Genomic DNA, 25,790 nt, shown 5'->3' with positions numbered 1-25,790 from the left:
GCGACAAGAATTTCCAGTACGGCCTGGACCGCGTCCTGGACGTCCTGAAAACCCGAACCGCCCACTGACCGAACGCCAGAACCCCCACCCCACCGAATCCGCTACGCTAGTCGCCGGGTCTCACCGAGATCCCCCCGCCTTCGTAGCTCAGGGGATAGAGCACCGCTCTCCTAAAGCGGGTGTCGCAGGTTCGAATCCTGCCGGGGGCACCAGTTCAGAAGGGGTCCACCTCCGAAATTTCGGAGGTGGACCCCTTTCTGACATCCAGATCTGACATCAACGGCGACGGGTCACTGACGACCGGGACGCCTCCTGAGCAGCCGGTCCATGTGGCTCATGGCCTCGCGCTGCGTGTCCTGCACGACGTGCGTGTACACGTTCATGGTGATGCTGATCTGTGAGTGACCGAGGATCTCCGTCACGACGCGGGGCGCGACTCCGGCCGCCGTGAGGAGGGGAGGCATGGTGGGCGGGGTCACCGGGCGGTCACACGTCCCGTGGTCGGCTTGCCGTGAGAGGCTGTTGACGGATTCGGCCGGGGGTTCAGGTCCCATGCCTCCACGGCGAAGTCGCTGCTGCCGGTGCCGGTCGTGCGGGCCTGCAGGCGCCAGGGCGCGTCGCCGAGCGGATAGAACCTGATCGTGAGGACCTGGCCGGTGGCGAGGTAGATCTCGGCGATCGAGCCGTCCACGATGACGCGGAGTTCGACGGGTGAGCCGGGGACCTTCGCGGCCGGGCAGGGGACGACGTAGGTGCCCGTCCGTGCGCGCGGGTCCCATGAGGCGTGGCTTCGGTCGACGGTGAGCTGACCGGCGGTGGGGTCGAGGCCGATGTCGAGGTATTCGGTGCCGTCCGCGGAGGTGACCAGGCGCAGACCACACAAGCCGGTGGGGTCGGGGATCAGTACGGCGGTGAGGTCGAAGGTGCGGCTGACCTGCCCCAGGTCGACCGGCCCGGATCGGGTGACGTGTCCGGTGCGGTGCAGGACGCGTTCGCCGCGCAGGGCGAGCAGCTCGCGGGCGGGGTGCTGGCCGACCGTGCCGTCGTCGGCCAAAGTCAGTTCGCGCGGGAGGGTGAGGACTCCCGCCCAGCCCGCTTCGTGCGCCCAGGTGTCGTCGCGGGCCTCCCACGCCCAGCCCCACAGCAGCCAACGGTCTTCTTCGGGGGCCTTGAGCAGGGCGGGGGCGTAGAAGTCCGGGCCGTGGTCCAGCCGTACAGGTGGCGCAGTTGCGGTGAAACGGGCTGACTCCTCCCGGCCGGTGTGCACCGTCACGTGGCTGGGGCCGCCCTCCGGCGTCCAGTCGCTGACGATCAGGACACCGCGGTCGCCGAAGGTCGCGTACTGGGGGCATTCCCAGCCCGCCGGGCCGTCGGCGGTGGTGGCTGGGCTGCTGGTGTGGAAGGGGGCGCGGTAATCCCAGTGCTCCAGGTCGTCCGATTCATAGAGCAGTGCCGCGCCGCGGCCGTCGGCGAGGGCCGCGCCGACGAGCATCCGCCAGTGGCCGTCCTGCCGCCAGACGTAGGGGTCCCGGTACATGGTGGTGTCGGCGGGCGGCTCCGGGATGAGGAGTTGGGGCCGCTTGGCCCAGGTGTGCCCGCCGTCGTGGGACTCGGCGGTGGTGACCGGCTGCCACCAGCGGCCCGTGCGGTTGGCGGAATAGAAGGCCACCAACCGGCCCTCGACGGAGATGGCGTTGCCGGAGTAGCAGCCGTCCGCGTCGTCACCACCGGGGGTGGGGGCGAGCGCGATCGGAAGCTCTTCCCAGGTGATCAGGTCCGGGCTGCGGAAGTGACCCCAGTGCATGTTCGCGTGCTGCGGACCGTACGGGTTGTACTGGCAGAACACGTGGTACTGGCCGTCGTGGAAGACCAGCCCGTTGGGATCGTTGATCCAGTTGCGGGGCGGTCGCAGGTGTACGGCGGGCAGGTGGGGATCGATGGGCGGCGTAGGCACACGAAGCCTTTCAAAGGGTGCGCTGAAGCACAGCGTGGGGGCAGAGAAGAGAGTGGGAGGACCGGCCGGGCAGGCGTGCGCCCCTGCGGTCAGCCTTGACTCCGCTGGAGGCGATGCTGTTGACGAAGGCCCGCTGGAACGCCACGAACAGCGTGAGCACCGGCACGGTGATCGAGGCGTAGGCCATGATCTGGCCCCAAGAGGGGTTGAGCTGGAAGAAGTACTGGGTGCCGACCATCACGGGCCGCAGGTTCTCGCTCTGGACGACCATCAGCGGCCACAGGTAGGAGTTCCAGGCCGGCAGTAAGGTCAGGATCGCCACCGTGGCGATCGCCGGACTCGACAGCGGCATGACGATGCGCCGGTAGATGCCGAACCAGCCGGCCCCGTCGATGATGGCTGCTTCGTCGAGCTCCTTGGGGATGCTCTGGAAGTACTGGTGGAACAGGAAGACGGAGAAGGCGTTGGCCACGAAGGGCAGGACCTGCACCCGGTAGGTGTCCAGCCAGCCTTCCGTCAGGGCGAGGTGGAAACCGTTCACCTGAAGCCAGGGCAGCTGGTTGACCCACCAGACCAACGGCAGCGCGAAGGTCTCGAACGGCACGATCAGCGTCGCGATGATCGCGGCGAGCACGACCTTCTTGCCGCGCCAACGCATCCGGGACAGGGCGAACGCCGCGAGGCTGTTGACGAAGATGCCCAGCACCACGGTCACCGCGGAGATCCCGATGGAGGTAATCAGGAACCGGGCGGCGGGAACCCGGTCGAATACCCCGGTGTAGTTGTCCAGGGACAGGTGGCCGACCGGCAGGAACGCCTTGATGCTGTCCAGGTCGCCGAAGATCTGCTGGTCCGGCTTGAGCGACGACACCAGCATGAACACGATCGGGAAGGCGAAGAACAGCGCGAGCACGATGCGCGCCGCCTGCAGGACGAGCGAGCGCAGCAACGGCATCCGGCGGCAGTCCGGGCGTGCGGGCGCGGAGGATGCGGAGGCCATGTCAGTCCTTCTCCCGGGTGAGGAAGCGCTGGATCAGGGAGACCGCCAGCACCAGAACGAAGAAGACAAGGGAGATCGCGGACGCGTACCCGGTCTGCTGCTGCCCGTATCCGGTCTGAACGGCCTGGTAGACAACCGTGGTGGTGGAGTCCAGCGGCCCGCCTTGCGTCATCACGTTGATCTGCGCGAACAGGCTGAACGCGGCGAGGGTGATGGTGATGAGCACGAAGTGCGCGTGGAGCGCAGGCCGGGCCAGGTCACGTAGCGGAAGCGGACCCAGCGGGTGGCGCCGCCGATGTCGGCGGCCTCGTACAGGTCCTGCGGGATGGTCTGCCGACATGCTCGATGGACACAGCAAGATCCGCGACGTGAGGTGCCAGTCGCTGCCGCAGGTCCTGGAACCGATCGGGCCAGCGGGGGTCGTAGTCACTGACCACGATCACGTGTGTCATGTCGGCAGTCTTGCAGGGTCACAAGGGCCTTTGGCAGTCATGGCGCGGGAACGGGCATGTGCGTTCAGACGCCGAACAGGAGCCGTTCGACGCCGGCCTTCAGCGCCGCTTCGTCCGCCCAGGGCGGGTTTGCGCCGGGGACGGAGCAGGTCTGGGCGGCGACGCAGGCAGCGAAGGCGCAGGCTTGGGTGACGTCTTCGAGGCTCAGCCCTTCGAGCCGGCCGCCGAGGTGGCCGAGGGCGGTGAGACGGTGCAGCAGACCTGCGGTGAAGGAGTCCCCGGCGCCGACAGTGTCGGCGACGTCGACGGCCGGGGCCGGGACGGTGACGCGGAGGCCGTCGAGGGAGGCGAGAGCGCCGCGTGAGCCGAGGGTGATGACGACGAGGCGCGCGCCGGCGGCGTGCCAGGTGTCGCACGCCTCTTCGGGGCCGACGCCGGGGAGGAGCAGGGCGAGGTCGTCCTCGCTGAGGCGGAGGATGTCGGCGAGGGCGCACCAGCGTGGGAGCCGTTCCCGGTAGGCGGAGGGCGGTACGAGCAGGGGGCGGACGTTGGGGTCGATGGACACGGTGACGTGTTCGCGTGCCTTGGCGAGGTGGTCCTCGATGCGGCTGCCGCCGGGTTGGCGTATCAGTGCCAGGGAGCCGGTGTGCAGGCAGACGGTGCCGTCGTGCGAGGTGCTGGCGAGTTCGTCGGCGGTCCACTGCCAGTCGGCGGCGCTGTCGGCGTAGAACGTGTAGGTGGCCTGGCCGGTCTCGTCGAGGGCGGCGACGGCGAGGGTGCTGGGCTCGGGGGCGGTCACGCTGCCGCTCAGGTCGACACCGGAGTCGCTGAGGCGGTTACGGAAGAGCGTGCCGAAGACGTCATGGGAGAGCCGCGCGAGGAAGCGGGTGGGGGTGCCGAGCCGGGCGAGGGCGACGGCGGTGTTGGCGGGGCCGCCTCCCGGCAGGACGCGCAGGGCGAATTCCCCCGGGCCGGACAGGGCGGGGGCGGTGAAGGCGTCCGCGACGCACTCACCGAGAACGGTGACACCGCTGGGTGACTCGAGTCGAGCCATGGTGACGGTCTGCCTCTCTGGGAAAGCGCGCGGAGCTGCCGCGATCCGCGCGTGGGTTTCGGCCGGTGCCCGGCGGGCCGGCGTACGTACGGGCGAAGGACACCGGGCGGTGGCCTGATGCAGCCCATGTCTAGGCATTGACATGCGGTGCGAAACGCCCGTAACTTCCTCGCAACCTAGCACTAACGCGCGTTATTAAAGCGCGAAACTGGAGGCAATGTCACGCCTCCGCTGGCCGAAGGGGACGGGAAGTGGCCACGGTAGGGACAAGCCGTGTGGCCATGAGCGAGGTGCGGGTGCCTTGCTGACCACGGTCTCCTTCGTCCTCAGAAAGGGACACCGAACATGGACTATCGCCATCTGGGCGGCAGCGGCATGCTGGTCAGCGCCATCGCCTACGGGAACTGGGTCACCCACGGCTCGCAGGACGAATTGGTCAGGCGCGTGGACAAGATCCTCGATCCGGTCGTCGAGCGGGACCCCGAGCGCATCGACGTGTTCGTCGAGCGGCCGTGAGCCCGCAGCCGCCGGGGACACGGCGGCGAGTCCACAGCCATGCCGTTGCCCTGCGGGCCGCCCTCCAGAGGCGTCACCCAGCCTCCAGCGACGGCACCGAGAAGGCGTCTCATTCCCATCCTTCTTCGTTACCCGGCGATGTATTGACATGGCGCATAAGGCGGCCGTAACTTCCCAGCAATGCAGTAGTAACGCGCGTTATTAAAGCGCGAAACCGGAGGGGTCTCGGCGCACCTCCACCGACCGAAGGGGACTGAAAGTGGCCACCAACAAGACGCAGCGCGTGACCATGAGCGATGTGGCTCGCCGCGCGAGTGTCTCGCGGACCACGGTCTCCTTCGTCCTCAACGACAAGCCCGGCGCAACCATCCCTGACGAGACCCGTCGGCGGATCCTGGACGCGATCGACGAGCTCGGCTACCGGCCCAACGCCGGGGCGCGGGCGCTGGCCGCCAACCGCAGCGGCTGGTTCGGTCTGATCACCGAGATCGTGACCGGCCCCTTCGCGGCGGAGGTGATCACGGGCGCGCAGAGCCGCGCCTGGGGTGACCGGAGGTTCCTGCTGATCGCCGCGAGCGAGGGCGATCCCGTGCAGGAGGCCGCCGCGCTCGACCAGATGCTGGAGCACCGCGTGGAAGGGCTGCTGTACGCCACGACCTGGCACCGGGCCGTCAGCCTGCCGAAGGCCGCCCGCGAGGTGCCGACGGTGCTCGTGAACTGCTACGACGCGGCAGGAGAGCTGCCGTGCATCCTGCCCGACGAGGAGTCGGGCGGATACAAGGCGACCCGCCGGCTCCTGGACGCCGGTCACACCCGCATCGGGTTCATCAACCTCGACCCGGCGATCCCGGCCGCCATCGGCAGGCGCGAAGGATACGAACGTGCCCTGCGCGAGGCCGGGATCACCCCCGACCCTGCCCTCGTCATCCCCGGCTGGGCCACAGCCGACGGCGCCTACACCGCCGCCTGCGAACTGCTGGACCGCCTGGCCGGCGACCGGCCGACCGCGCTGTTCTGCGGCAACGACCGGATGGCGATGGGCGCGTACGACGCGATCAAGGAACGTGGGCTGCGCATCCCGCACGACGTGGCCGTGGTGGGGTTCGACAACCAGGAACTCATCGCCGCCTATCTGCGGCCGAAGCTGACGACGCTCGCCCTGCCCTTCGAAGCCATGGGCACCAAGGGCGTCGACATGCTCGCCGCTCTCGCAGCGGGGCAGCCGCTCGACACCCACCGGGTGACGATCGACTGCCCGCTGCTCGAACGCTCGTCGGTCTGACTGCGAATCAGTCCGCCGAGTAATCCCATCCCGTCTTCGCCCTGTGTGTTGAAGAGAGGAAAAGAGTCTCCATTATGGCACCCTCCCGCATACCTTCACGGCGGCCCCGAGCCGTCCTGAGAGCGGTCACCGCGACCGCCGCCGCAGCCCTGGTCCTGTCCGCCTGTACGGGTGGCTCGGGCACCTCCGGCGCCGGTGACACCTCCGGCAACCAGCTGCTCACCATCCCGCGCGAGGATCTGGCGACGTTCACGCGCAACTTCAACCCGCTCTCCCCGCAGGCCGCCCCCATGACTATCCAGGCGGTCTACGAGCCGCTGGCGGTACACAGCATGGCCGACGCCAAGGACACGCCGTGGCTGGCCACCAAGTGGGAGCAGGCCAAGGACGGCAAGTCCCTCACCTTCACGCTGCGCGACGGCGTCAAGTGGTCGGACGGCCAGGCGCTCACCGCCGACGACGTCGTCTACACCTTCGAGCTCCAGAAGAAGGTGCTCGGTGGCTTCGACTACCTCGACAAGGTCACCGCGGTCGACGCCCACACGGTGAAGTTCTCCTTCAACAAGGCGTTCTCGACCGCCTTCTACGAGATCAGCGGCCACTACATCCTGCCGAAGCACATCTGGTCCAAGGTGAAGGACCCGGCGAAGTTCACCAACCCGAACCCGGTCGGCACCGGCCCGTACACCAAGATCGAGAAGTTCCAGAGCCAGTCGTACGAGCTGCGCAAGAACCCCGACTACTGGCAGCCGGACAAGCAGCAGATCGCCGGCATCCAGATGCTCGCCTTCTCCGGCAACGACAGCGCCAACATCGCCTTCACCAACGGCGAGGTGGACTGGACGCAGTCGTTCATCCCGGACATCGAGAAGTCCTTCGTCACCAAGGACAAGAAGCACAACCACTACTGGTTCCCGGCCACCGGCGCCATGATCAACTGGCAGCTGAACACCACCAAGGCGCCGTTCAACGACCCGGCCGCGCGCAAGGCGCTCAGCATGGCGGTAGACCGCGACCAGATCACCAAGGTCGCGATGAACGGCTACGCCGAACCCGCCGACTGCACGGGCCTGGCCCACACCTACGACAAGTGGCGTGACACGTCGCTGGCCGCCTCCTGCACCTGGACGAAGTACGACACCGACGCGGCAGCCAAGGCCCTGGATGCGGCCGGCTACAAGGAGAGCGGTGGCAAGCGGAAGCTGAAGAACGGCAAGGACTTCACCCTCGACATCTCCGTCGGCTCCGCCTCCTCCGACTGGATCTCGGTCGCCAACATCATCAAGCAGGACCTCGCGAAGGTCGGCATCACCGCCACCGTGAAGACGCCCGACTGGTCGGCGGTCTCGTCCTCGTACAACACCGGCACCTTCGACACCGGCATCGTGTGGAGCAACAACGGCGCCACCCCGTACGAGTACTACCGCGGCGTGATGTCGACCAAGATGGTGCAGCCGGTCGGCAAGCAGGCCACGGAGAACTACCACCGCTTCGGCGACAAGAAGGCCGACAAGCTCATCGACGCCTTCGCCGCCGCCACGGACGAGAAGACGCAGCGCGAGCAGACGAACGGCCTGCAGGAGCTGTACAACAAGGACGCGCCCGTCGTCCCGCTGTTCACCGGCCCCGAGTGGGGCGCGTACACGGACGCCCGCTTCACCGGCTGGCCCACCGAAGAGAACCCGTACGCCACCCTCGGCAACCGCAACGGCAGCACGATCCTCGTGCTCACCTCGCTGAAGCCCGTCAAGAGCTGACGCACGGATCGGCGGCCGTCCTCCTCCCCGGACGGCCGCTCCCCACCGCCCCCCTCCTCCTCCCCCCGCACCCCCTACGACAGGAGCACGACCCGTGCGTCTCATCCTGCGCAACCTGGGGTTCTATCTGCTCGCCTTCTGGGCCTCCCTCACCCTGAACTTCGTGCTCCCGCGCTTCATGCCGGGCGACCCGGTCTCCCGGATGTTCGCGCAGGCCCAGGGCACGATGCAGCCCGACCAGATAGCCCAGTTGCGGAAACTCTTCGGCCTCGACCACCGCCCCCTGTGGCAGCAGTACCTCAGCTACATCAAGAGCGTCTTCACCGGCGACCTCGGCATCTCCATCACCCGCTTCCCCACCCCGGTCACCGACGTGATCGGCTCGCAGATCGGCTGGACCCTGCTCCTCGGTGGCGTCGCGCTCGTCATCGCGGCCGTGCTCGGCAACCTGCTCGGCATCGTCGCCGCCTGGCGGCGCGGCGGCGTCCTCGACTCCGCCTTCCCGCCCCTGCTGATCTTCGTCGGCTCGTTCCCCTACTTCTGGCTGGCCATGGGCGCGCTGTACCTGTTCGGGGTGAGCCTCGGCTGGTTCCCCATGCGGCACGCCTACGACGTCGGACTGACCCCCGGCTTCAACGGCGAATTCCTCTCCAACGTCGCCACCCACCTGGTGCTGCCCGCGCTGACCATCGTGCTGGTCTCCATCGGCGGCTGGATGCTCGGCATGCGCAACACCATGATCGCGACCACGGCCGAGGACTACATCACGATGGCCGAGGCCAAGGGGCTCAGCCCCTCACGGATCATGTTCCGCTACGCCGCCCGCAACGCGCTGCTCCCCTCCGTCACCAACTTCGGCATGGCGCTCGGCTTCGTCGTCGGCGGCGCGCTGCTCACCGAGGTCGTGTTCGCCTACCCCGGCATCGGCTACCAGCTGCTGATGGCCGTCCAGGGCCTGGACTACCCGCTGATGCAGGGCATCTTCCTGACGATCACGGCGGCGGTGCTGATCGCGAACTTCCTCGTCGACCTCGTCTACGTCCGCCTCGACCCGCGCGTCCGCGTCCGCTGAAGGGGGCTGCCGACATGACCGCCATCGAGATCGCGACGGCCACCACGCCGACCACCCCCGCACGCACCTCCCGCCGACGCGGACTGGTGCGCCAGCTCATCGACAGCAAGAAGGCGTTGACCGGGCTGATCCTGCTCGCCGTCTTCGCGCTGCTGGCCCTGCTCGCACCCGTCCTCGCACCGGGCGACCCGTCGCTCATCAACTCCACGGGCAGCCAGGCCCCCTCGGCCGCACACTGGCTCGGTACGACCGCCAAGGGTCAGGATGTGCTCGCCCTCACCCTGTGGGGTGCGCGCAGTTCGCTCTTCGTCGGGTTCACCGTGGGACTCGTGGCGACGGGCGTCGCCATCGTCGTCGGCCTCGCCGCCGCGTACTTCGGCCGCATCGTGGACGACGCGCTGACCCTGGTCACCAACGTCTTCCTGCTGTTGCCCGGGCTGCCCCTGCTCATCATCCTGGCCGCGTTCCTGCCACCCGGGACCTCCACCGTGATCCTGGTGCTCGTCGTGACCGGCTGGGCGGGCTCGGCCCGGGTACTGCGCGCGCAGGCCAAGTCGATCCGGGGCAAGGACTTCGTGGCCGCGGCCGTCGTCACCGGGGAGCGCCCGCTGCGGATCATGTTCCGCGAGATCCTGCCCAACATGGCATCCGTGGTGATGACCACGCTCCTCGGCTGCGTGATCTTCGGCATCGGCGCCCAGGCCGGCCTGGAGTTCCTCGGACTCGGCGACAGCAGTGTCGTCAGCTGGGGCACCAACCTGTACTGGGCCAGCAACGACGGCGCGCTGATGACCGGCGCATGGTGGGCCTTCGTCCCCTCCGGACTGTGCATCGCGCTGGTCGCCTTCGCGCTCGCGCTGGTCAACTACGCGGTCGACGAGATCACCAACCCGAGGCTGCGCAACCGCCGTGCCCGCCGTGAGAGGAGGGGCTGAGCCATGGATCCCGTACTTGAGGTGAACGGCCTGCGCGTCGAATACCGCAGCGACGGACGCACCGTCGTGGGCGCCGACGACGTCTCCTTCTCCATCGGCGCCGGAGAGATCTTCGGCCTCGCCGGGGAGTCCGGCTGCGGCAAATCGACCATCGCCAACGCCGTGATGCGGCTGCTGAAGCCCCCGGCGGAGATCACCGCCGGCAGCATCCGCTTTCAGGGCAGGGACGTCCTCGCCCTGGACCCACGGGAGCTGCGCGCCTTCCGGTGGCGGGAGATCGCCATGGTCTTCCAGTCGGCGATGAACTCCCTCAACCCCGTCCTGACCATCGGCGAGCAGATCGTCGACATCTTCACCACCCACGAGAAGCTTAAGAAGCGGCTCGCGCGGGAGCGGGCCGGCGAGCTGCTTCAGCTGGTCGGCATCGACCCGGGAAGGCTGAAGGCGTACCCGCACCAGCTCTCCGGCGGCATGCGTCAGCGCGTGGTCATCGCCATGGCCGTCGCACTCCACCCCCGGCTGCTGATCATGGACGAGCCGACCACCGCGCTCGACGTGGTCGTGCAGCAGGAGATCATGGCGCAGATCCGCGACCTCCAGCGGGAGCTGGGCTTCTCCATCCTCTTCATCACCCACGACATGTCCCTGATGATCGAGCTGTCGGACCGCATGGGCGTGATGTACGGCGGACGGATCGTCGAACTCGCCGACGCCAAGGACCTGTTCGCGGGGCCGCTCCACCCCTACACCAAGGCGCTGATGAACGCCTTCCCGCCGCTGACAGGCCCGCGCCAAGAGCTCACCGGCCTCTTCGACGCCCCGCGCACCGCCGACAGCTGCGGCTTCCACGTCCGCTGTCCCGAGGACCGCTCGGACTGCTCCATGAACATCCCCGACCTGCGCGAGATCGCCCCCAGCCGGTGGGTGGCCCAGAGTGCCCAGGGAGCCCCCCGATGACCCAGCCCCTGCTGTCCGTACGCGGTCTGACCAAGGACTTCCAGGTCGGCACCGTCTTCTCCCGGAGCCGCGTCCGTGCCGTCAACGACGTGTCCTTCGACCTGCCGGCCGGCCGGATCACCGCCCTGGTCGGCGAGTCCGGCAGCGGCAAGTCCACCATCGCCCGCTGCCTCGCCCGCCTCGAACAGCCCTCCGCCGGACAGGTACTGCTCGACGGCCAGGACATCCTGCGCACCGAGCCGCGCCGGGCATCACGGGCGTACCGCCGCAAGGTCCAGATGGTCTTCCAGGACCCCTTCGGCTCACTCAACCCCGTCCACCGCATCGAGCACTTCCTCACCCGAGCCCTCGTCCTACACGGCCACTCCGCCACACCAGAGGCGCTGCGCGAGCTGATAAAAACGGTCGGCCTGACCGAGGACATGCTCCAGTCCTACCCGCACGAACTCTCCGGCGGCCAGCGTCAGCGCGTCTCCATCGCTCGCGCGTTGGCGGTGGACCCGCGCCTCATCCTGGCCGACGAACCGACGTCGATGCTGGACGTCTCCGTGCGCGTCGGCGTGCTCAACCTGATGCGGCGCCTGCGCGACGAGCGGAACATCGCCATGCTCTACATCACCCACGACCTGGGCTCCGCCCGCTACCTCGCGGACACCACCATGGTCATGTTCGCCGGCGAACTCGTCGAGGGCGGAGATGCGTTGGCGGTGATGGACGCCCCCGCCCACCCCTACACCCGCCTACTGCTGTCCGCCGTACCCGACCCCGAACGGGTCGGCAGCTACGACCCCGTCGAGCGCGCCAGGCTCCGCGAGGCGATCCTCAACCCCACGTCCTGCCCCTACGGCGACGACGGCGCGTGCAGCCGCACCGAGCCCGTCCGCCACATCGTCGGCGAAGACGACGGACAGCCCCACTGGGTGCGCTGCCATCTGCGCGCACCCGCCTCCGACATCGCCCGCCGCGTCCTGAAGGCCACCGACCGGCCGGACGGCGAGGCCACCGACGACACCGAGAAAGCGGAGACCACCGCCGCATGACCCACGACCTCACCCTCCCCTCCGGCAGCCACATCGCCGAGGGGCTGGCCGAACGCGCCCTGCGCGACCCCCACCGCCCCCGCTTCCACTTCACCTCGCCCGGCGGCTGGCTCAACGACCCCAACGGGCTGAGCCACTGGAACGGCGTCTACCACCTCTTCTACCAGTACAACCCGCTTGCCGCCGCCCACCACCGCATCCACTGGGGCCACGCCACCAGTACCGACCTCGTGCACTGGGCCGATGAGCCAGTCGCCCTAGTGCCAGGCTCGGACGGCCCGGACCGCGATGGCTGTTGGTCCGGTGTCCTGGTGGACGACGGGGGAGTGCCCACGCTCGTCTACTCGGGCAGGCACGGCGAGCATGAACTCCCGTGCGTGGCCAGGGGATCGGCGGATCTGAGGTACTGGACCAAGGACCCGGCCAACCCGGTCATCACCGCCCCGCCCGAGGGCGTCGACATCACGGCTTTCCGCGACCACTGCGTCTGGCGGGAGGGCCAGGTGTGGCGCCAGCTGGTGGGCTCGGGCATCCGGGGCGTCGGCGGAACGGCCTTCCTGTACGAATCCGACGACCTGCGCAGTTGGCGCTACGTCGGCCCCCTGCTGACCGGCGACGCCTCGCAGAACCAGGGCGAGCTCGACTGGACCGGCACGATGTGGGAGTGCGTCGACCTCTTCCGGCTCGGCGAGGACGAGGAGGACGGCAGCACCGACGTGCTGGTCTTCTCCGCCTGGGACGAGGGCACCACCCACCACCCCCTGTACTGGACCGGCCGCTACCAGGGCGACACCTTCAACCCGACCGCCCTCCACCGCCTCGACTACGGCGGACGCTACTTCTACGCCCCCCAGTCCACTCGCGACGAGCACGGCCGCCGCATCATGTTCGGCTGGCTCCAGGAGGGACGGACGGATGAGGCGAACGCGCAGGCCGGCTGGTGCGGCGTGATGTCCCTGCCGAGGGTCGTCACGCTCGCCACGGACGGCGGCCTGCATCAGGCCCCCGCGCCGGAGCTGACCGAGCTGCGGCGGGAGCGCGTAGAGGTGGCTCCGGGCCGGCAGGCCGACCGGTACACCAGGCTGCCCGCCGTGCGCGGGGACCAGCTGGACATCGAGACGACCCTGCGTCTCGCTCCCGGAGCGACCGCCCGGCTCGTGGTCCGCGAGACACCGGACGGCGCGGAACGCACGGTCGTGGAGGTGAGCAGGGCGCAGGACGGAACGGGCGGCACCCTCCGCCTGCACCGCGAGACCAGCAGCCTCGACCCGACGGTCGACACCGAACCCCGTTACGGCGAACTGCCGTTGGGCACTGACGGGCGGGTCGACCTGCGCGTCCTCGTCGACCACTCCGCACTGGAGGTCTTCGCCAACGGGCGTGCCCTCACCGCCCGCATCTACCCCACCCGCCCGGACGAGGCCGTCGGCGTCGGTATCGGCGCCGACGGCGACGTGGCCCTGGAGCGGTTCGACGCCTGGCAGATGGCGTCGGGCTTCACCAACGGACCCCGGCCGCTCTGGCCGTGACGGTCTTACACACGGCCACGGCCCGCGGGGTGGACGTCCCCCTGGGCCGTGGCCCACCCTCCCCTGCTCTCCTCAGGAGCTGCCATGAGCGTGTCCCGCCGTACCCTCCTGCTCGCCGGAGGAACCGCCGCCACCCTGCTGCCTCTCGGAGGCATCCTCCCCGCAGCACAGGCCGCCACCCCGAGCGCCGCCGGAGCGACCGCCGCCGCCACCCCGATTCCCGACCCCATCCCCGTCACCGGCACCTGGACCCTCACCTCCGACGGCGGCCAGAAGGCGACCGCCGGCCGTCGCGGGCCCGCCCTCGCCCTGTCCGAGCAGCAACTCGCGGCCAAGGGCACGTATGCGGCCCGCGTCACGCCCCAATCCTCTTCCGCCGTAGGCGCGTTGGTGTTCCGGGCAGCCCTGGACGGCTCGACCGGATACGCGGTCGCCATCGACCCCGGCCGCGCCCGCATACGGCTCTACGACCTGACCGGCGGCGACACACTCGCCACCGCTCCACTTCCGGGCGCGCGGACCGCAAGACCCTATGACCTCGAAGTGGCGGTCGACGGACCCGAGCTGACGGTGCATGTCGACGGCAAGCGGCTCCTCCACACCGAGGACCACCGCCACGACACCGGCTCGGTGGGCCTGCTCGCCCAGGGCGGCACCGTCACCTTCGGCCCGCCCTCCGTCTCCGCCGTCACCACCAACCTCACCGGCTGGACCACAAGCGGCGGCACCTGGACGGCGACCCCGCTGGGCTGGCGCGCGGACCCGTCCCAGGGAACCACCACCCGCGCCGTCACCACGACCCAGGCATACGACACCGCGCTGCAGGCCGACCTGCTCCTGCACGACACCTCCGCGGTCGCCGAACTGCTGGTGCGTACCGACGAGGCGGCCACCCGCGGCTACGGCGTCCAAGTAGACCCGGGTCACAGCAGGCTGAGGCTCTACCGCATCGACGGGAACGTCACCCTCGGCACGTACGCGACCGCCATCGAGGCCGACGCGGTCTACCGCCTGCGCGTCGAAGCCGAGGGCACCGAACTGCGCGTGCACTGGCAGACCAACTTCCTCTCTCCCGACGGCTACAGCCCCGTCATCACCGCCCAGGACTCGACCCACACGACGGGCCGACTCGCCGTCAGGGCATCGGCCGGCGCGGTGTCCTTCGAGAACATCGCCGCCGCGGACCTCGTCACCAGCGTCCAAGGCTGGACGGCCCGCTCCGGCACCTGGACCCCCGACCTGCGCGGCATCCGCGGCGAGAACGGCCTGCGGACGGCTCCCTTCACCGACGGCGACCTGGTGGCGAGAGCCGACATCACCCCGGCTGGCACCTCGTCCTCGGCCGGTCTCGTCCTGCGCGCGTCCGCGAACGGCTCCGGCGGCTACGAGGCCCGCCTGGAAGCCGGCCGGAACGCCGTCGTCCTGCTGGACCGCTCCTCCGGCGCCCGCCTCGCCTCCGCCTCCGGCCCGGTCCGGCGCATCGCGTCCGGCGGCACGTACCGCGTCGAGGCCCGCGCGACGGGCAGGACGATCGAGGTGTACGTGGACGGCGTACGGGCGCTGAAAACCCGCGTGTCCCGCACCACGGGCGCCACCGTCGGCACCACGGCCGCGCACGGGGCGTCGTACTTCCAGAACGTCGAGGTCCGCGGCACCGCCGACTACTTCACCGAGCCGTACCGCCCCACGTACCACTACTCCCAGCTCAGCGGCTCCACCAGCGACCCCAACGGCCTGGTCCACTACGACGGCGAATACCACCTCTTCCACCAGGACCAGGGCCGCTGGGCGCACGCGGTCAGCACCGACCTCGTCCACTGGCAGCCCCTGCCGATCGCCCTGCCCTGGAACGAGTACGGCAACTGCTGGTCGGGCTCGGCGATCGTCGACGCCGACGACACCTCCGGCCTCTTCGACGGCGGATCGGGCCTGATCGCGTACTACACCAGCTACCACCCGGACAAGCCGGGCGGAAACGCCAGCGTGCGCATCGCCTACAGCAAGGACAAGGGCCGCTCCTGGCAGTGGCACGGCGGATCGGCCCCGACCATTCAGAACCCGGGCGGCCCCGACGCCGGCTGGACGTTCCGCGACCCGAAGGTCATCCGCGACGAGGCCCACGACCAGTGGCTGATGGTGGTCTCCGGCGGCGACCACGTCCGCTTCTTCACCTCAACCGACCTGCTCACCTGGACCCAGGTCAGCTCCTTCGGTTACGGCGACTGGGTCACGCCGGGCGTCTGGGAGTGCCCCGACTTCTTCCCGCTCCGGGTCGACGGCGACGAGAACCGCGTCAAGTGGGTCCTCACCCTGAGCACGGGCGCCGTACGCGCCACGAACGGCTCGGCCGCCCAGTACTTCACCGGCGACTGGAACGGCACCAGCTTCCGCCCTGACCAGAGCGCCGGCGCGACCTTGCGCGCGGACTCCGGCCGCGACTACTACGCCGCCATGTCCTACTACGGCCTGGTCGACGGCCGCCGCGTCTGGCTCGGCTGGATGAGCAACTGGGACTACCCCTTCAGCGCCCCGACCGGCGCGTGGAACGGCCAGCTCAGCATCCCGCGGGAACTGACCCTCACGGACACCGCCGACGGCGTACGCCTGGCTCAGCGCCCGATTCCGGAGCTGTCCGCTCTGCGCACGTCCACCACGACCCGCAAGGACCTCTCCGTCAGCCCCGAATCCGCGAACCCGCTCGCGGGTGTGACGGGCATCGCCTACGAAATCGAGGCCGAGATCACCCTCGGCACCGCCACGGAGATCGGCTTCAAGCTCCGCGCCGACGACGACCAGCACACGACGGTCGGATACGACGCCGAGGCGAACCAACTCTTCGTGGACCGGTCGGAAGCGGGCCTGAGCGACTTCACCCAGTACTTCGCGGGCCGCACGACCGCAGCGATGAAGCCGGCCAGCGGCCGGGTGACCCTGCGCGTGTACGTCGATTCGTCATCGGTCGAGGCATTCGGCGCAGACGGCCAGGCCGCCGTGACAAGCCTGATCTTCCCCTCCCCGGCCGCCGACAGCATGGCCTTCTACACCAAGGGCGGCACCGCGCACATCGAGTCGCTCACGGTGCACCGGCTGGAGGGCACCTACCGCCTCGTGGACCAGGTGAAGCCGCTGGTGGCCACCCCGACCGGCGGTGAATTCCGCTCGGACCTCGGCAACTTGACGATCACCCCCGCCGGTCGCTGGTCGACGGACAGCGCAGGCCGCACCGGAACCTTCGACCAGGACTCCAACGCGATCTCAGCGCGCACGGCGACAGACCTGGACCTCACCACCCTGGTCCGGCTCGGCGGCCCCGCCCCGGACACAGGCGGCGCCCTCTCCCTCCTCTGGCGCGCCTCCTCCGACGGCACCAACGCCTACTGCCTCAACATCGACCCCGACCTACGGGTGATCCGCCTGGTCGCCAAGGCCAACGGCTTCTTCGACGACGGCGCCGCCCTCGCGCGCGTCCCGGCCCTGGTCCGCCGCGGCACCACGTATCCGGTCCGCATCCTGGCCCAAGGCGACCGCATCCAGGTGTTCCTCAACGGCGAGCAGATCATCAACGTGACGGACACGACGTACACCAACGGACACATCGGCCTCAACGTGTTCGGAGGGAGGGCGGCGTACCAGGACACGTACGCGAAGGAGCTCTGATCTCTGGTCAGGGCGACCAGCGACAATGACCGCGGAGGCTCCATCCCCGGTACCGGGCGTGGAGCCTCCGCGAGCTGGAAGGGCAATCCGCTGCGGGCATGCGGGCCCTCTCCCCGAGCTGCGAGATCGCCCTTCAATGCCCTACTTGATGGACTGAGTGGATGAAGATTCTGTCGCCTCGCGCGCTGCGGGCTCTTGAACAGTTCAATGCCGCCTACCCCTGGGATCACAACGCCCACTACCACCGCTGGATCCTGCGGCAGCTGCCGAGACGCTTCAACCGGGCCCTGGACATCGGCTCTGGAAGCGGTGACCTCGCAAGGCTTCTGGCCGGCCGTGCTGCCGCCGTGAAGGGAATCGATTCCGATCCGGCGATCACCGCTCAGGCCCAGAAGCTGACTCCAGCTGCGCTCGCAGTGACTTTCACCGTCGCGGATGCGATGGCCGAGTTCCCCGCCGACTCGTACGACGTCATCACGTGCGTCGCCACAATCCACCACCTGCCGTTCACACAGGCGCTCACCCGTTTCCGCCGCCATCTGGCGCCGGGAGGAACCTTGGTGATCGTCGGACTGTCCCACGCTCAGACCCCTGTAGACCACCTGCTCGGCGCGCTCGCCATCCCGGCCAACGCCGCCATGGGCTGGCTGAAGAACAAGGGCCGTCCCTCGCCCCGGCCCGTCTCCATGACGGCCCCTACTCGCCCAGCGGACATGACCTTCGACGACATCGTCCGTGAAACCAGAAACGTACTTCCCGGCGCACGGCTGCGACGACGGCTGTTCTGGCGCTACACGCTCGTATGGCATCACCGCTGAGCGGTCCGCACCGATTCAGAAGGCGGGCGGGCAACTGGACGCGGGTGAGGCCGATCAGCGCGACACTGCGGATGCCTTCGCATGCAGCTACGCCCTCTGGACAAGGGCTGCGTGCGTGCGCGATGCGTGAGCGGACTGTCCGGCACGGGCCGTCATACGCTGGATGAAGCGCGAAGCCGCATGGCGCTGACCAGGCGAAGCAGCACCACGAGGCAGTGTCGAGCAGCACCCGGCAGGGATTCGATCCCACTCCTAAAGCGGGTGTCGCAGGTTCGAATCCTGCCGGGGGCACAACGCATTAAGCCGCTGACCTGGGGTTTCTCCCCCAGGGAGGCGCTCTTTCCGGCCCCGGACTCCTCGTCCGGGGCCGTTTGCGTGAGCGACGGGGACTGCTCGGCCGGTAGCGGGTCTGTATGCGCAGGTCTGGACGTCGGGCCCCTTTCCGGTTCAGGCCAGACCGAACTTCTCGGCGTGCACCTGTCGCGCAGGACCCGCAGGCCTCGTAGGCCGGCGAGCACGGCCCTGGTCATGGCGGGCGGGCCGCAGACGTACACGTCGCATTCGGTAATGTCGGGGACCAGCCGGTGCCGAACGGCGCAGTGCCGCCCTCGCCGGTTCTGCCGGTGAGCAGGTGCAGCCGTCCGCCCCGGAGCGCGACCAGGTGGCGCACCTCGTTCAGTTGCACGGCGTCGACGTCGCTGCGCACCCGGTACAGCACGACGATGTCGCCGGTCGCCTGTTCCTCCAGCATGGCCCGCACGGGCGTGATCCCCACGCCGCCGGCGATCAGCAGGGTGCCGGGCCGGGTCCGGTGCAGCGAGGTGAACGCCCCGTACGGTCCCTCGACGAAGGCGCGGCTGCCGACCGGGGCGTTCCGCAGGCCGGCGCCGGTTCCTCACTTGTCGTGGGCTCGCTGGTCGGATGCTGGCCGACGGGGAGGGGTGCGAGCGAGATCAGCATGCCGGATGGACGGCAGACAGTACGCTGCATCCAGCGGGATCGGGCCCGCAGCACAGTGTCCGGGAGGTGCTTCATGACGGCCGAGATGATGGCCCCGGCGTGGATGCATGAGCAGATCACGGCGGAGGAGTACGAGTCCTGGTCCGAGGAGCAGTGCGCCGGTATCGAGATCGTGGACGGGATGGTCGTCGTGAGTCCGAGTGCGTCCAAGCGACACAACCGGCTGGCCCGGATTCTGGCGAACGCCCTGGATGCCGCCTCGGGCCCGGAGTGGAACGCCGACACGGACTTCGACGTCCGGCTTCAGGACGTCCCTCTCACCAATCGCCGCCCGGACGTCGTCGTGTACCGCGCAGACACGATCGACATCACCCCCACTCGCCCTGAGCACGTGCTGCTGGTCGCGGAGGTGGTGTCGCCAGGCTCGGAGACCACCGACCGGATCGTGAAGGTCGACCAGTACGCCAAGGCAGGCATCGGCTTCTACTGGAGGATCGAGCAGGCCGCGACAGGCGTTCCTCTCGTGTACACCTACGTTCTCGACCCCGCGACGAAGACCTACCGGGACGGAGACGTGTTCACCGGCGTCCTCAAGGTAGCGGCCCCCTTCCCGGTGGAGATCGACCTCGGCCAGATCTGACCCACGCGCTGCTCAGCAGCCGACAGCGCGTGAGCGATGCGTGAGCGGACATCCCAATACAGGGCGGCATGAGCCGGAGTCAAGTGGCTCGCCGTGCGGTTCTGACCAGGGGAAACAGCACCGCGCGGCAGCGCCAGGCACTCCCCGGCAAGGATTCGATCCCACTCCTAAAGCGAGTGTCGCAGGTTCGAATCCTGCCGGGGGGCACAGCAAGAAGGGCCAGCTCAGGAGGGGTTTCCTCCAGGGCTGGCCCTTGGCCGTTTCCGTGCCATGCCACTACGTCCGAGTGACGTCCTTGTTGTTGCTGTCCGAGGGGCCTCCCCCGCCGTCGCGAGTCATCGGGCCGAGGCGGTCGGCAATGGCCCGATCACGGTCGCTGGTCATGTGCTGATAGATCAGCGCGGCCCGCGAGCTGCTGTGGCCCATCCGCGTCATCAGCTCCCGGGTGCCGGCCCCGGCAGTGGAGGGCGGCGTATTGCCCGTGTCGCGATCGGTGAGGACATGGTCCGGGTCCGAGACGGTCTCGCCGACATCGAAACGTTCGTCGCACAGCGATCAAGGGCGTGTATGGCGACTCAGAGCCGGGTGGGCAATCGCTGCCACTTCCGCGGCATGTCGTACCCCAACGCCTACATGCCGACGCGTGGTTGAAGTTCGCCCCCCAGAACCAGGTGAAGAGATGATGACCTGCGGCGAATGCGGGGAGCCGACCCTCAGCATCGAGGTCGACATGCTGGACGACCCCAATAACTTGTACCTGTTCTGCTTGTCCTGCACCGCTCGGATCCCAGTCCCCACCCATATGGACGACTCCACCGTGCCGATGCCCAAGAGCAGCAGCTGAGAGGCACACCAGCCCAAGGTTGAGCATCCCGAGCGAGTTGCCTCGGGATGAAGAGGTCACGCCAGACGCATGCCAGGGAACTACGGGTATCCGAATCCGCTGCTATCCAAGGCGCCGACACCCATAAGATTCACCGGATCAAATTCTGATATGCACCTACAGGATTGACTCCGAGTGCGACCAATACGGTGAAAAATGCAGTCGGCGCGTTCGCTGGTTGTCTTCTTTTGGGGGCGTGTGCTGGAATGTCGGCGACATGCCCTTTCGGAGTGCATAGTAAATGGTCTGGGTCTCCTCATTTCGGCCCATGTCCGCTTTTGCTTGTACGCCGTGGTGATTGGAAAAGAGGTGGCGGCAATTTCCGCAGTGAAGCTTTCTTGGTGTACGCGCACTGCATCAGCGTCCCTGATGGCACTTGCGATCACGAGCGCTCTAGCGACCGCTCAAGCCCAGGCCCTGGGCAATCCGGCGGGTGTGGGCGCCCTTCGCGCATCCGGCACCCCGGGAGTCCCGCAGGCCCCGGTCACGGTGTTCGTCGAGAACTTCGAAAACAAAACAGGCGGCACCCCGACTTTCCTGGAGGACTACGTTGGGGCTCCACCGCTCAACGAGAGGTACACGGCCGACCCACCCTGGCTTGACCACGGACAGTGCAACGGCATCATCCTGAACCAGACCGGTGCTGATCAGCCTAACTGCCGGTGGCTGCAGTATTTGAAGGGCATGGCCAATGCGCTGGGGCAGGTCGGCGGGATGAATCCGCCGACCAACCACGCGGTGTCGGCGTACAGCGACACTGCGAACCCTGGCTCCGACCGGGTGGAGTTCCGGACCGAGCAGCCGATCCCGATCGCGAAGCCGAATCGCTACATCACCTTCGCGGTGGACGTAGCTGCAGATAATTGCGCACTCAAGAATCCACTGCTGAAATTCTATCTGACCGGCAGCGGGTCGGACATCCCGACCTTCACCACCCCCATCAATCCCTGCACCGACCCCAACTCCAAGCCCTACCCCGGAGGAATGAGAGGGCTCAAGGCCGGGTCGTTCGCCAGCGACAGAGCCGTACTGTTCAACGGCACTCAGTTGGGCATCAAGATGCTCAATGGGCAAGGAGAGTGGAACGGCAACGACCACGCCTTCGACAACATCCGGATCCTGGATGCGACTCCACAGCTGGACAAGTCGTTCAGTCCCGCCACCATTGACGAGGGTGGCACCTCGACGCTCACCATGACGGTGACCAACACCAGTGAACTGGCGGCGAAGAACGACTTCGGCTTCACCGACAGCCTGCCCGCGGGCGTGAGCGTGGCCCCGTCCCCCAACGCGTCGACGACCTGCGGCAGCGGCGCGGTCTCCGCGGCGGCGGGGGGCGCGTCCGTCGCTCTGGACGGCGGCGACCTGGCCGCCGGCGAGAAGTCCTGCACGGTCACGGTGAATGTCACCGCCGTCAAGGCGGGAACCTACGTCAACCGCCCCGAAGCGATCACTACGGTTGGCCTGAATCCCCCGGGCCCCGCGCCCCTGACCGTCAAGAAAAAGGGAGCGACAGCGGTGGGCACCGCGACGGGCTCGGGCGGTCTGCTGTCCGGCAACGTGGTGCAGGTACCGGTGGACATCCCGGTCAACGCTTGCGGCAACTCCGTGAACGTCATCGGACTGCTCAACCCGGCGGCGGGAAACGCCTGCGTCAACGGCTAGCAGACCAGGTCACTCGCCGCGCCGGGACCGGGCGGGTCCCGGCGGGCACAGATCGTCCGGCTGACATCACCAGTTGACACTAACGCCGCTGAATGAGGGCAGACAACGGCAACTCTGCCCGCAGTGGCAGACAGCCATAAGGGCCCGTTCCGTGAGGTCGCCCCACGCAGCGATCGAACTCCTAAAGCGGGTGTCGCAGGTTCGAATCCTGCCGGGGGCACGGAGAAACACCTGGTCAGAGGCCCTTCCGTCCGACGGACGGGAGGGCCTTCGTGCGCGCGGCACAGCGCCAGGGCGGGCCAGACCCACCTGGCTACCTTCCGGCGCGTTCTCCCCGGCGTTGGAGGGGCGGCATCTGCCAGACCCCCTTTCAGGGTGGGGGAGGCGGCGCACGGGTCGGGCAGCGGGACGGCGCGGCGGCGACGGCTCTTGGGACCGTCGCCGTACCGGACATCCCGACGCCGTCGGCCCCGGTGACGGACGTACAGGACCCGGCTCCCCGGGTCGGTGTCGGACCGGCGAAGCCCGCCGGTCCCACTCCGGCGTCGGCGGACGGCCTCGTGCAGCCGCCCACCGGCCGCCCCCTCCGCAGGGCGTTCGGACGTCGCTGCGCCGGCGCGGCACCCGCCCGGGACCCAGCTGTGCAGTGTGCCGGGATGAGGGCGCGTTCCTCGGTGATACCCGGCGGGTGCGCCACGTGCCGGGCGTCGGGCCGCGCTGCGCGTGCGATGCTGGAATCCTGGAGCACGCCGGGTCTTCGGGCCCCGCGTCCTCACCGGGCGTGACGGCCCCAGGGCGGCGATGCGTATGACCGGGCAGCAGTGCCAGGATCGTGAGAACAGCCGATACCAGAGTGTGCGGCAGGCCCCGCCCTGCCCGCAAAGCGGGGCCGGGTGAGCGTCTCCGCGCCGGCGCAGGAGTCCGTGCTCGCGCCCGGGGTGATGTCGGCGGCGGTCCTGCCGGGGGACGATGTGCTGCGTGAACTCGGTGTCGGCGCCGCCGAGGGTCTCGGCGGCGAGGAGGTCGTACGACGGCAGGTGCGGTTCGGCCCCAACGCGGTCGCCACACACCATGCCCGGGTGTTCCCTGTGCTGTGGCATCAGCTGCGCTCTCCTCTGCTCGGACTGCTGATGGCGGCCGCTGTCGCGTCTTTCCTGGTGGGCGAGCGAAGCGACGCGGTGATCATCGGGGTGATCGTGAGCGCGTCCGTCGGGCTGGGTTTCGTCAACGAGTACCGGGCCGAGCAGGCAGCCGAGGCGCTGCACTCCCAGATCCGCCACCAGGCCGTGGCGCTGCGCGACGGCCTGGCGACCCTGGTGGATGTCACGGCACTGGTCCCCGGTGACGTGGTGGAACTGCGTCTGGGCGACATCGTTCCGGCGGACCTGCGGCTGCTGCGGGTCACCGGTCTGGCGTGCGACGAGTCGGTGCTGACCGGCGAGTCGCTGCCGATGGACAAGAACCTCGCCGCGGTCGCGGCCGGGACCCCGTTGGCCGAGTTGTCCGGGTGCGCTCTCATGGGCACGGTCGTCCGGACCGGTTCCGCCCGCGGGGTAGTGGTGGCCACCGGGGCGCACACCGAGTTCGGGAAGATCGCCGCCGGGCTCGACACCCACCCGCTCGACACCGAGTTCCAGGTCGGCCTGCGGCGCTTCTCGCTGCTGTTGGTCTACGTCGCGGGCGCGCTGACCACCTCGATCTTCGTGATCAGCGTCGTCCTGCACAAGCCGGTCATCGACGCGCTGCTGTTCTCGCTCGCCATCGCGGTCGGTATCACCCCGCAGCTGCTGCCCGCGGTCGTCTCGACCAGCCTGGCCGCCGGGTCGCGCCGGATGAGCCGGCGCAAGGTGTTGGTGAAGCGGCTGGTCTGCATCGAGGACCTGGGCGACGTCGATGTCCTGTTCACCGACAAGACCGGCACGCTCACCATGGGCCGCATCGAGTACATGCGCGCCGTCCCCGCCGACGGCCACGGCTTTGAGGCGGTGGTGCGGTGGGGACTGCTCAGTACCGAGAACGCGGCGCGGGACGCGCAGGACGTCGGCGGGAACCCGTTGGACCAGGCCCTGTGGCGGTCTCCGGCCGCCGCGGGCGAGCGGGCCGCGCTGGACGGGTACACACAGGTCGCGGTGCTGCCCTTCGATCACGAACGGCGCATGGTATCGGTCCTCGTACGGGACGGGGGCGGGCGTTCGAGCCTGGTCACCAAGGGTGCTCCGGAGACCGTCCTGGACCGCTGCGTCGAGGTCCCGCCCGAAGCCCGTGCGGCGCTGGCGGCGGAGTTCGCCGCAGGGAACCGGGTGGTCGCCGTCGCCACCCGGCCCGTCGCTCCCGGAACGCAGACCGTCGAACCCGACAGCGAGCGGGAACTGAGCCTGGCCGGACTGCTGGTGTTCCTCGACCCGCCCAAGCCGGACGCCGCCACGGCGCTGCGCAGACTCTCCGGCCTCGGCATCGCGGTGAAGGTCGTCACCGGTGACAACGCCGCGGTCGCCGCCAAGGTCTGCCACGACCTGGGGCTCAACGACGCGGGCGCGATGACCGGAAGCGAGGTCGATGCCCTGGACGACGCACAGCTGGCCGAGGCGATCACCAGGACCACCGTCTTCGCACGGGTGAGTCCCGAGGCCAAGGCCCGCATCGTGCACGCACAACGGCTCAGCCGCGGCGGCGTGGCGTTCCTGGGCGACGGAGTCAACGACGCACTGGCCCTGCACGCCGCCGACGTGGGCATCTCCGTCGACTCGGCCACCGACGTCGCCAAGGACGCGGCCGACGTCATCCTGCTGGAGAAGGACCTCGACGTCCTCGCGGACGGTGTGGCCGAGGGCCGCAGGATCTTCGCCAACACCATCAAGTACGTACTGATGGGCACGTCCAGCAACTTCGGCAACATGGCCTCCGCGGCGGGCGCCTCGCTGTTCCTGTCCTTCCTGCCGATGCTCCCCTCACAGATCCTGCTGAACAACCTTCTCTACGACAGCAGTCAGCTCGCCATCCCCACCGACAACGTGGACGAGGAACAGCTGCGGAAGCCCTCGCACTGGGACATCGCCTTCATCCGCCGGTTCATGATCTCCTTCGGGCCGCTCAGCTCGGTGTTCGACTTCCTCACCTTCGGCGTCATGCTCTGGGTCTTCCACTCCGGGCCGGCCCAGTTCCGCTCCGGCTGGTTCGTCGAGTCGCTGGCCACCCAGACCCTGGTGATCTTCGCCATCCGTACCCGGCGCGTCCCGTTCTTCCGCAGTCACCCCAGCCTGCCGCTGACTCTCGCCGCGCTCGGCGTCGTCCTGGTCGGCGCGGTGCTGCCGGCCACCCCGCTCGCCCACGCCCTGGGCTTCCAGCCGCTTCCCGGGGCGTTCTTCACCGCGCTGGTCGGCATGATCCTCGCCTACCTGGTCCTCATCGAAATCGGCAAACGGCTGTTTTACGGCGCCGTGGCAGTGGCACCTCCGGTTCCCGGGCACTACGCCGACCGGCGTCACCTGCGGCGCCGTGCCGGCCGCTTCAGCACTGCCGCGCCCCGCCCCACGCCGGCCGACGGCCCGCCGTGATGCGGACCGTCGACCCAGCGGGGCGGGGCGCGGACAGGGAAGGAGACCCTGCGGTGACCCGGCAG

At 68.9% G+C, this 25,790-nt stretch carries 18 protein-coding genes, 1 tRNA gene and 3 pseudogenes; 14 read left to right on the top strand and 8 right to left on the bottom strand.

The genetic code is table 11. From position 1 onward, the window contains the following. Positions 1-136: 136 nt before the first annotated feature. Positions 137-212 (top strand) — tRNA-Arg (locus tag OG819_RS16885). Positions 213-290: 78 nt separating this feature from the next. Here the strand turns inward: OG819_RS16885 and OG819_RS16880 are convergent. From OG819_RS16880 to OG819_RS16860, 5 genes and pseudogenes are all read right to left on the bottom strand, one after another. Next, positions 291-455: pseudogene (locus OG819_RS16880) on the bottom strand (site-specific integrase); the annotation flags it as partial. A gap of 20 nt (positions 456-475) precedes the next feature. Then, a complete protein-coding gene (locus tag OG819_RS16875; protein ID WP_266650170.1) occupies positions 476-1,954 on the bottom strand; it encodes a glycoside hydrolase family 32 protein in 1,479 nt (492 codons plus the stop codon). Positions 1,955-1,964: 10 nt separating this feature from the next. Then, entirely contained in the window at positions 1,965-2,954 is a 990-nt protein-coding gene (locus OG819_RS16870) for a carbohydrate ABC transporter permease (RefSeq protein ID WP_266650168.1), read from the bottom strand. Between the two features lies 1 nt (position 2,955). Next, the gene (locus tag OG819_RS16865) at positions 2,956-3,180 is read right to left on the bottom strand and encodes a hypothetical protein (RefSeq protein ID WP_266650166.1); all 225 of its coding nucleotides are present in this window, start codon (positions 3,178-3,180) and stop codon (positions 2,956-2,958) included. Between the two features lie 290 nt (positions 3,181-3,470). After that, on the bottom strand, positions 3,471-4,460 hold the full coding sequence (locus OG819_RS16860; protein ID WP_266650164.1) for a carbohydrate kinase: 990 nt from the start codon (positions 4,458-4,460) through the stop codon (positions 3,471-3,473). A gap of 345 nt (positions 4,461-4,805) precedes the next feature. Here OG819_RS16860 and OG819_RS16855 point away from each other — a divergent pair, with 345 nt between their 5' ends. The 10 genes from OG819_RS16855 to OG819_RS16810 all read left to right on the top strand — a co-directional run bounded on the left by OG819_RS16855 (position 4,806) and on the right by OG819_RS16810 (position 18,023). Further along, the gene (locus OG819_RS16855; RefSeq protein WP_266650162.1) at positions 4,806-4,976 is read left to right on the top strand and encodes a hypothetical protein; all 171 of its coding nucleotides are present in this window, start codon (positions 4,806-4,808) and stop codon (positions 4,974-4,976) included. 259 nt (positions 4,977-5,235) lie between these two features. Next, positions 5,236-6,258, top strand: a complete 1,023-nt coding sequence (locus OG819_RS16850) for a LacI family DNA-binding transcriptional regulator (RefSeq protein ID WP_266650160.1) — start codon at positions 5,236-5,238, stop codon at positions 6,256-6,258. 74 nt (positions 6,259-6,332) lie between these two features. Next, complete coding sequence (locus OG819_RS16845) at positions 6,333-8,015, top strand: ABC transporter substrate-binding protein (protein WP_266650158.1); 1,683 nt, start codon at positions 6,333-6,335, stop codon at positions 8,013-8,015. Between the two features lie 94 nt (positions 8,016-8,109). Further along, positions 8,110-9,087, top strand: coding sequence for an ABC transporter permease (locus tag OG819_RS16840; RefSeq protein ID WP_266625476.1), 978 nt, complete (start codon positions 8,110-8,112; stop codon positions 9,085-9,087). A 14-nt stretch (positions 9,088-9,101) separates the two neighbouring features. Then, positions 9,102-10,022: an ABC transporter permease gene (locus OG819_RS16835; RefSeq protein ID WP_266625478.1), complete on the top strand. Its 921-nt coding sequence runs from the start codon at positions 9,102-9,104 to the stop codon at positions 10,020-10,022. A 3-nt stretch (positions 10,023-10,025) separates the two neighbouring features. Further along, on the top strand, positions 10,026-10,979 hold the full coding sequence (locus OG819_RS16830) for an ABC transporter ATP-binding protein (protein WP_266650156.1): 954 nt from the start codon (positions 10,026-10,028) through the stop codon (positions 10,977-10,979). After that, positions 10,976-12,019, top strand: a complete 1,044-nt coding sequence (locus tag OG819_RS16825; protein WP_266625482.1) for an ATP-binding cassette domain-containing protein — start codon at positions 10,976-10,978, stop codon at positions 12,017-12,019. The genes OG819_RS16830 and OG819_RS16825 overlap by 4 nt, the downstream gene beginning before the upstream one ends. After that, a complete protein-coding gene (locus OG819_RS16820; protein WP_266650155.1) occupies positions 12,016-13,548 on the top strand; it encodes a glycoside hydrolase family 32 protein in 1,533 nt (510 codons plus the stop codon). Before OG819_RS16825 ends, OG819_RS16820 begins: the two co-directional genes overlap by 4 nt. A gap of 84 nt (positions 13,549-13,632) precedes the next feature. Next, positions 13,633-17,205 (top strand): glycoside hydrolase family 32 protein, encoded by a 3,573-nt coding sequence (locus tag OG819_RS16815; RefSeq protein ID WP_266650153.1) that lies wholly within the window; start codon positions 13,633-13,635, stop codon positions 17,203-17,205. 161 nt (positions 17,206-17,366) lie between these two features. Continuing rightward, positions 17,367-18,023 (top strand): class I SAM-dependent methyltransferase, encoded by a 657-nt coding sequence (locus tag OG819_RS16810; RefSeq protein ID WP_266625488.1) that lies wholly within the window; start codon positions 17,367-17,369, stop codon positions 18,021-18,023. A gap of 526 nt (positions 18,024-18,549) precedes the next feature. On the opposite strand, the gene OG819_RS16805 is transcribed toward OG819_RS16810, so the two are convergent. After that, the gene (locus OG819_RS16805; RefSeq protein WP_266650152.1) at positions 18,550-18,798 is read right to left on the bottom strand and encodes a hypothetical protein; all 249 of its coding nucleotides are present in this window, start codon (positions 18,796-18,798) and stop codon (positions 18,550-18,552) included. 258 nt (positions 18,799-19,056) lie between these two features. Between OG819_RS16805 and OG819_RS16800 the strand changes: the two genes are divergently transcribed. Beyond that, complete coding sequence (locus OG819_RS16800) at positions 19,057-19,623, top strand: Uma2 family endonuclease (protein WP_266625490.1); 567 nt, start codon at positions 19,057-19,059, stop codon at positions 19,621-19,623. Between the two features lie 276 nt (positions 19,624-19,899). On the opposite strand, the pseudogene OG819_RS16795 reads toward OG819_RS16800, so the two are convergent. Further along, positions 19,900-20,112 (bottom strand): annotated as a pseudogene (locus tag OG819_RS16795) (site-specific integrase); the annotation flags it as partial. Positions 20,113-20,875: 763 nt separating this feature from the next. Here OG819_RS16795 and OG819_RS58590 point away from each other — a divergent pair. Further along, entirely contained in the window at positions 20,876-22,171 is a 1,296-nt protein-coding gene (locus tag OG819_RS58590; RefSeq protein WP_323139349.1) for a chaplin, read from the top strand. A gap of 398 nt (positions 22,172-22,569) precedes the next feature. Here OG819_RS58590 and OG819_RS16780 read toward each other — a convergent pair. Continuing rightward, positions 22,570-22,698, bottom strand: a pseudogene (locus OG819_RS16780) (site-specific integrase); the annotation flags it as partial. A gap of 366 nt (positions 22,699-23,064) precedes the next feature. Here OG819_RS16780 and mgtA point away from each other — a divergent pair. Then, positions 23,065-25,725 carry a magnesium-translocating P-type ATPase gene (gene mgtA / locus OG819_RS16775; RefSeq protein ID WP_266650150.1) on the top strand — a complete coding sequence of 887 codons (2,661 nt, stop codon included), beginning with the start codon at positions 23,065-23,067 and terminating at the stop codon, positions 25,723-25,725. The last annotated feature ends 65 nt before the right edge of the window (positions 25,726-25,790 follow it).

Source organism: Streptomyces sp. NBC_01549 (assembly GCF_026339955.1).
GTDB lineage: Bacteria > Actinomycetota > Actinomycetes > Streptomycetales > Streptomycetaceae > Streptomyces.
Note: the sequence above shows the minus strand (reverse complement) of the source record. Positions and strands in the feature narration are given on the sequence as shown.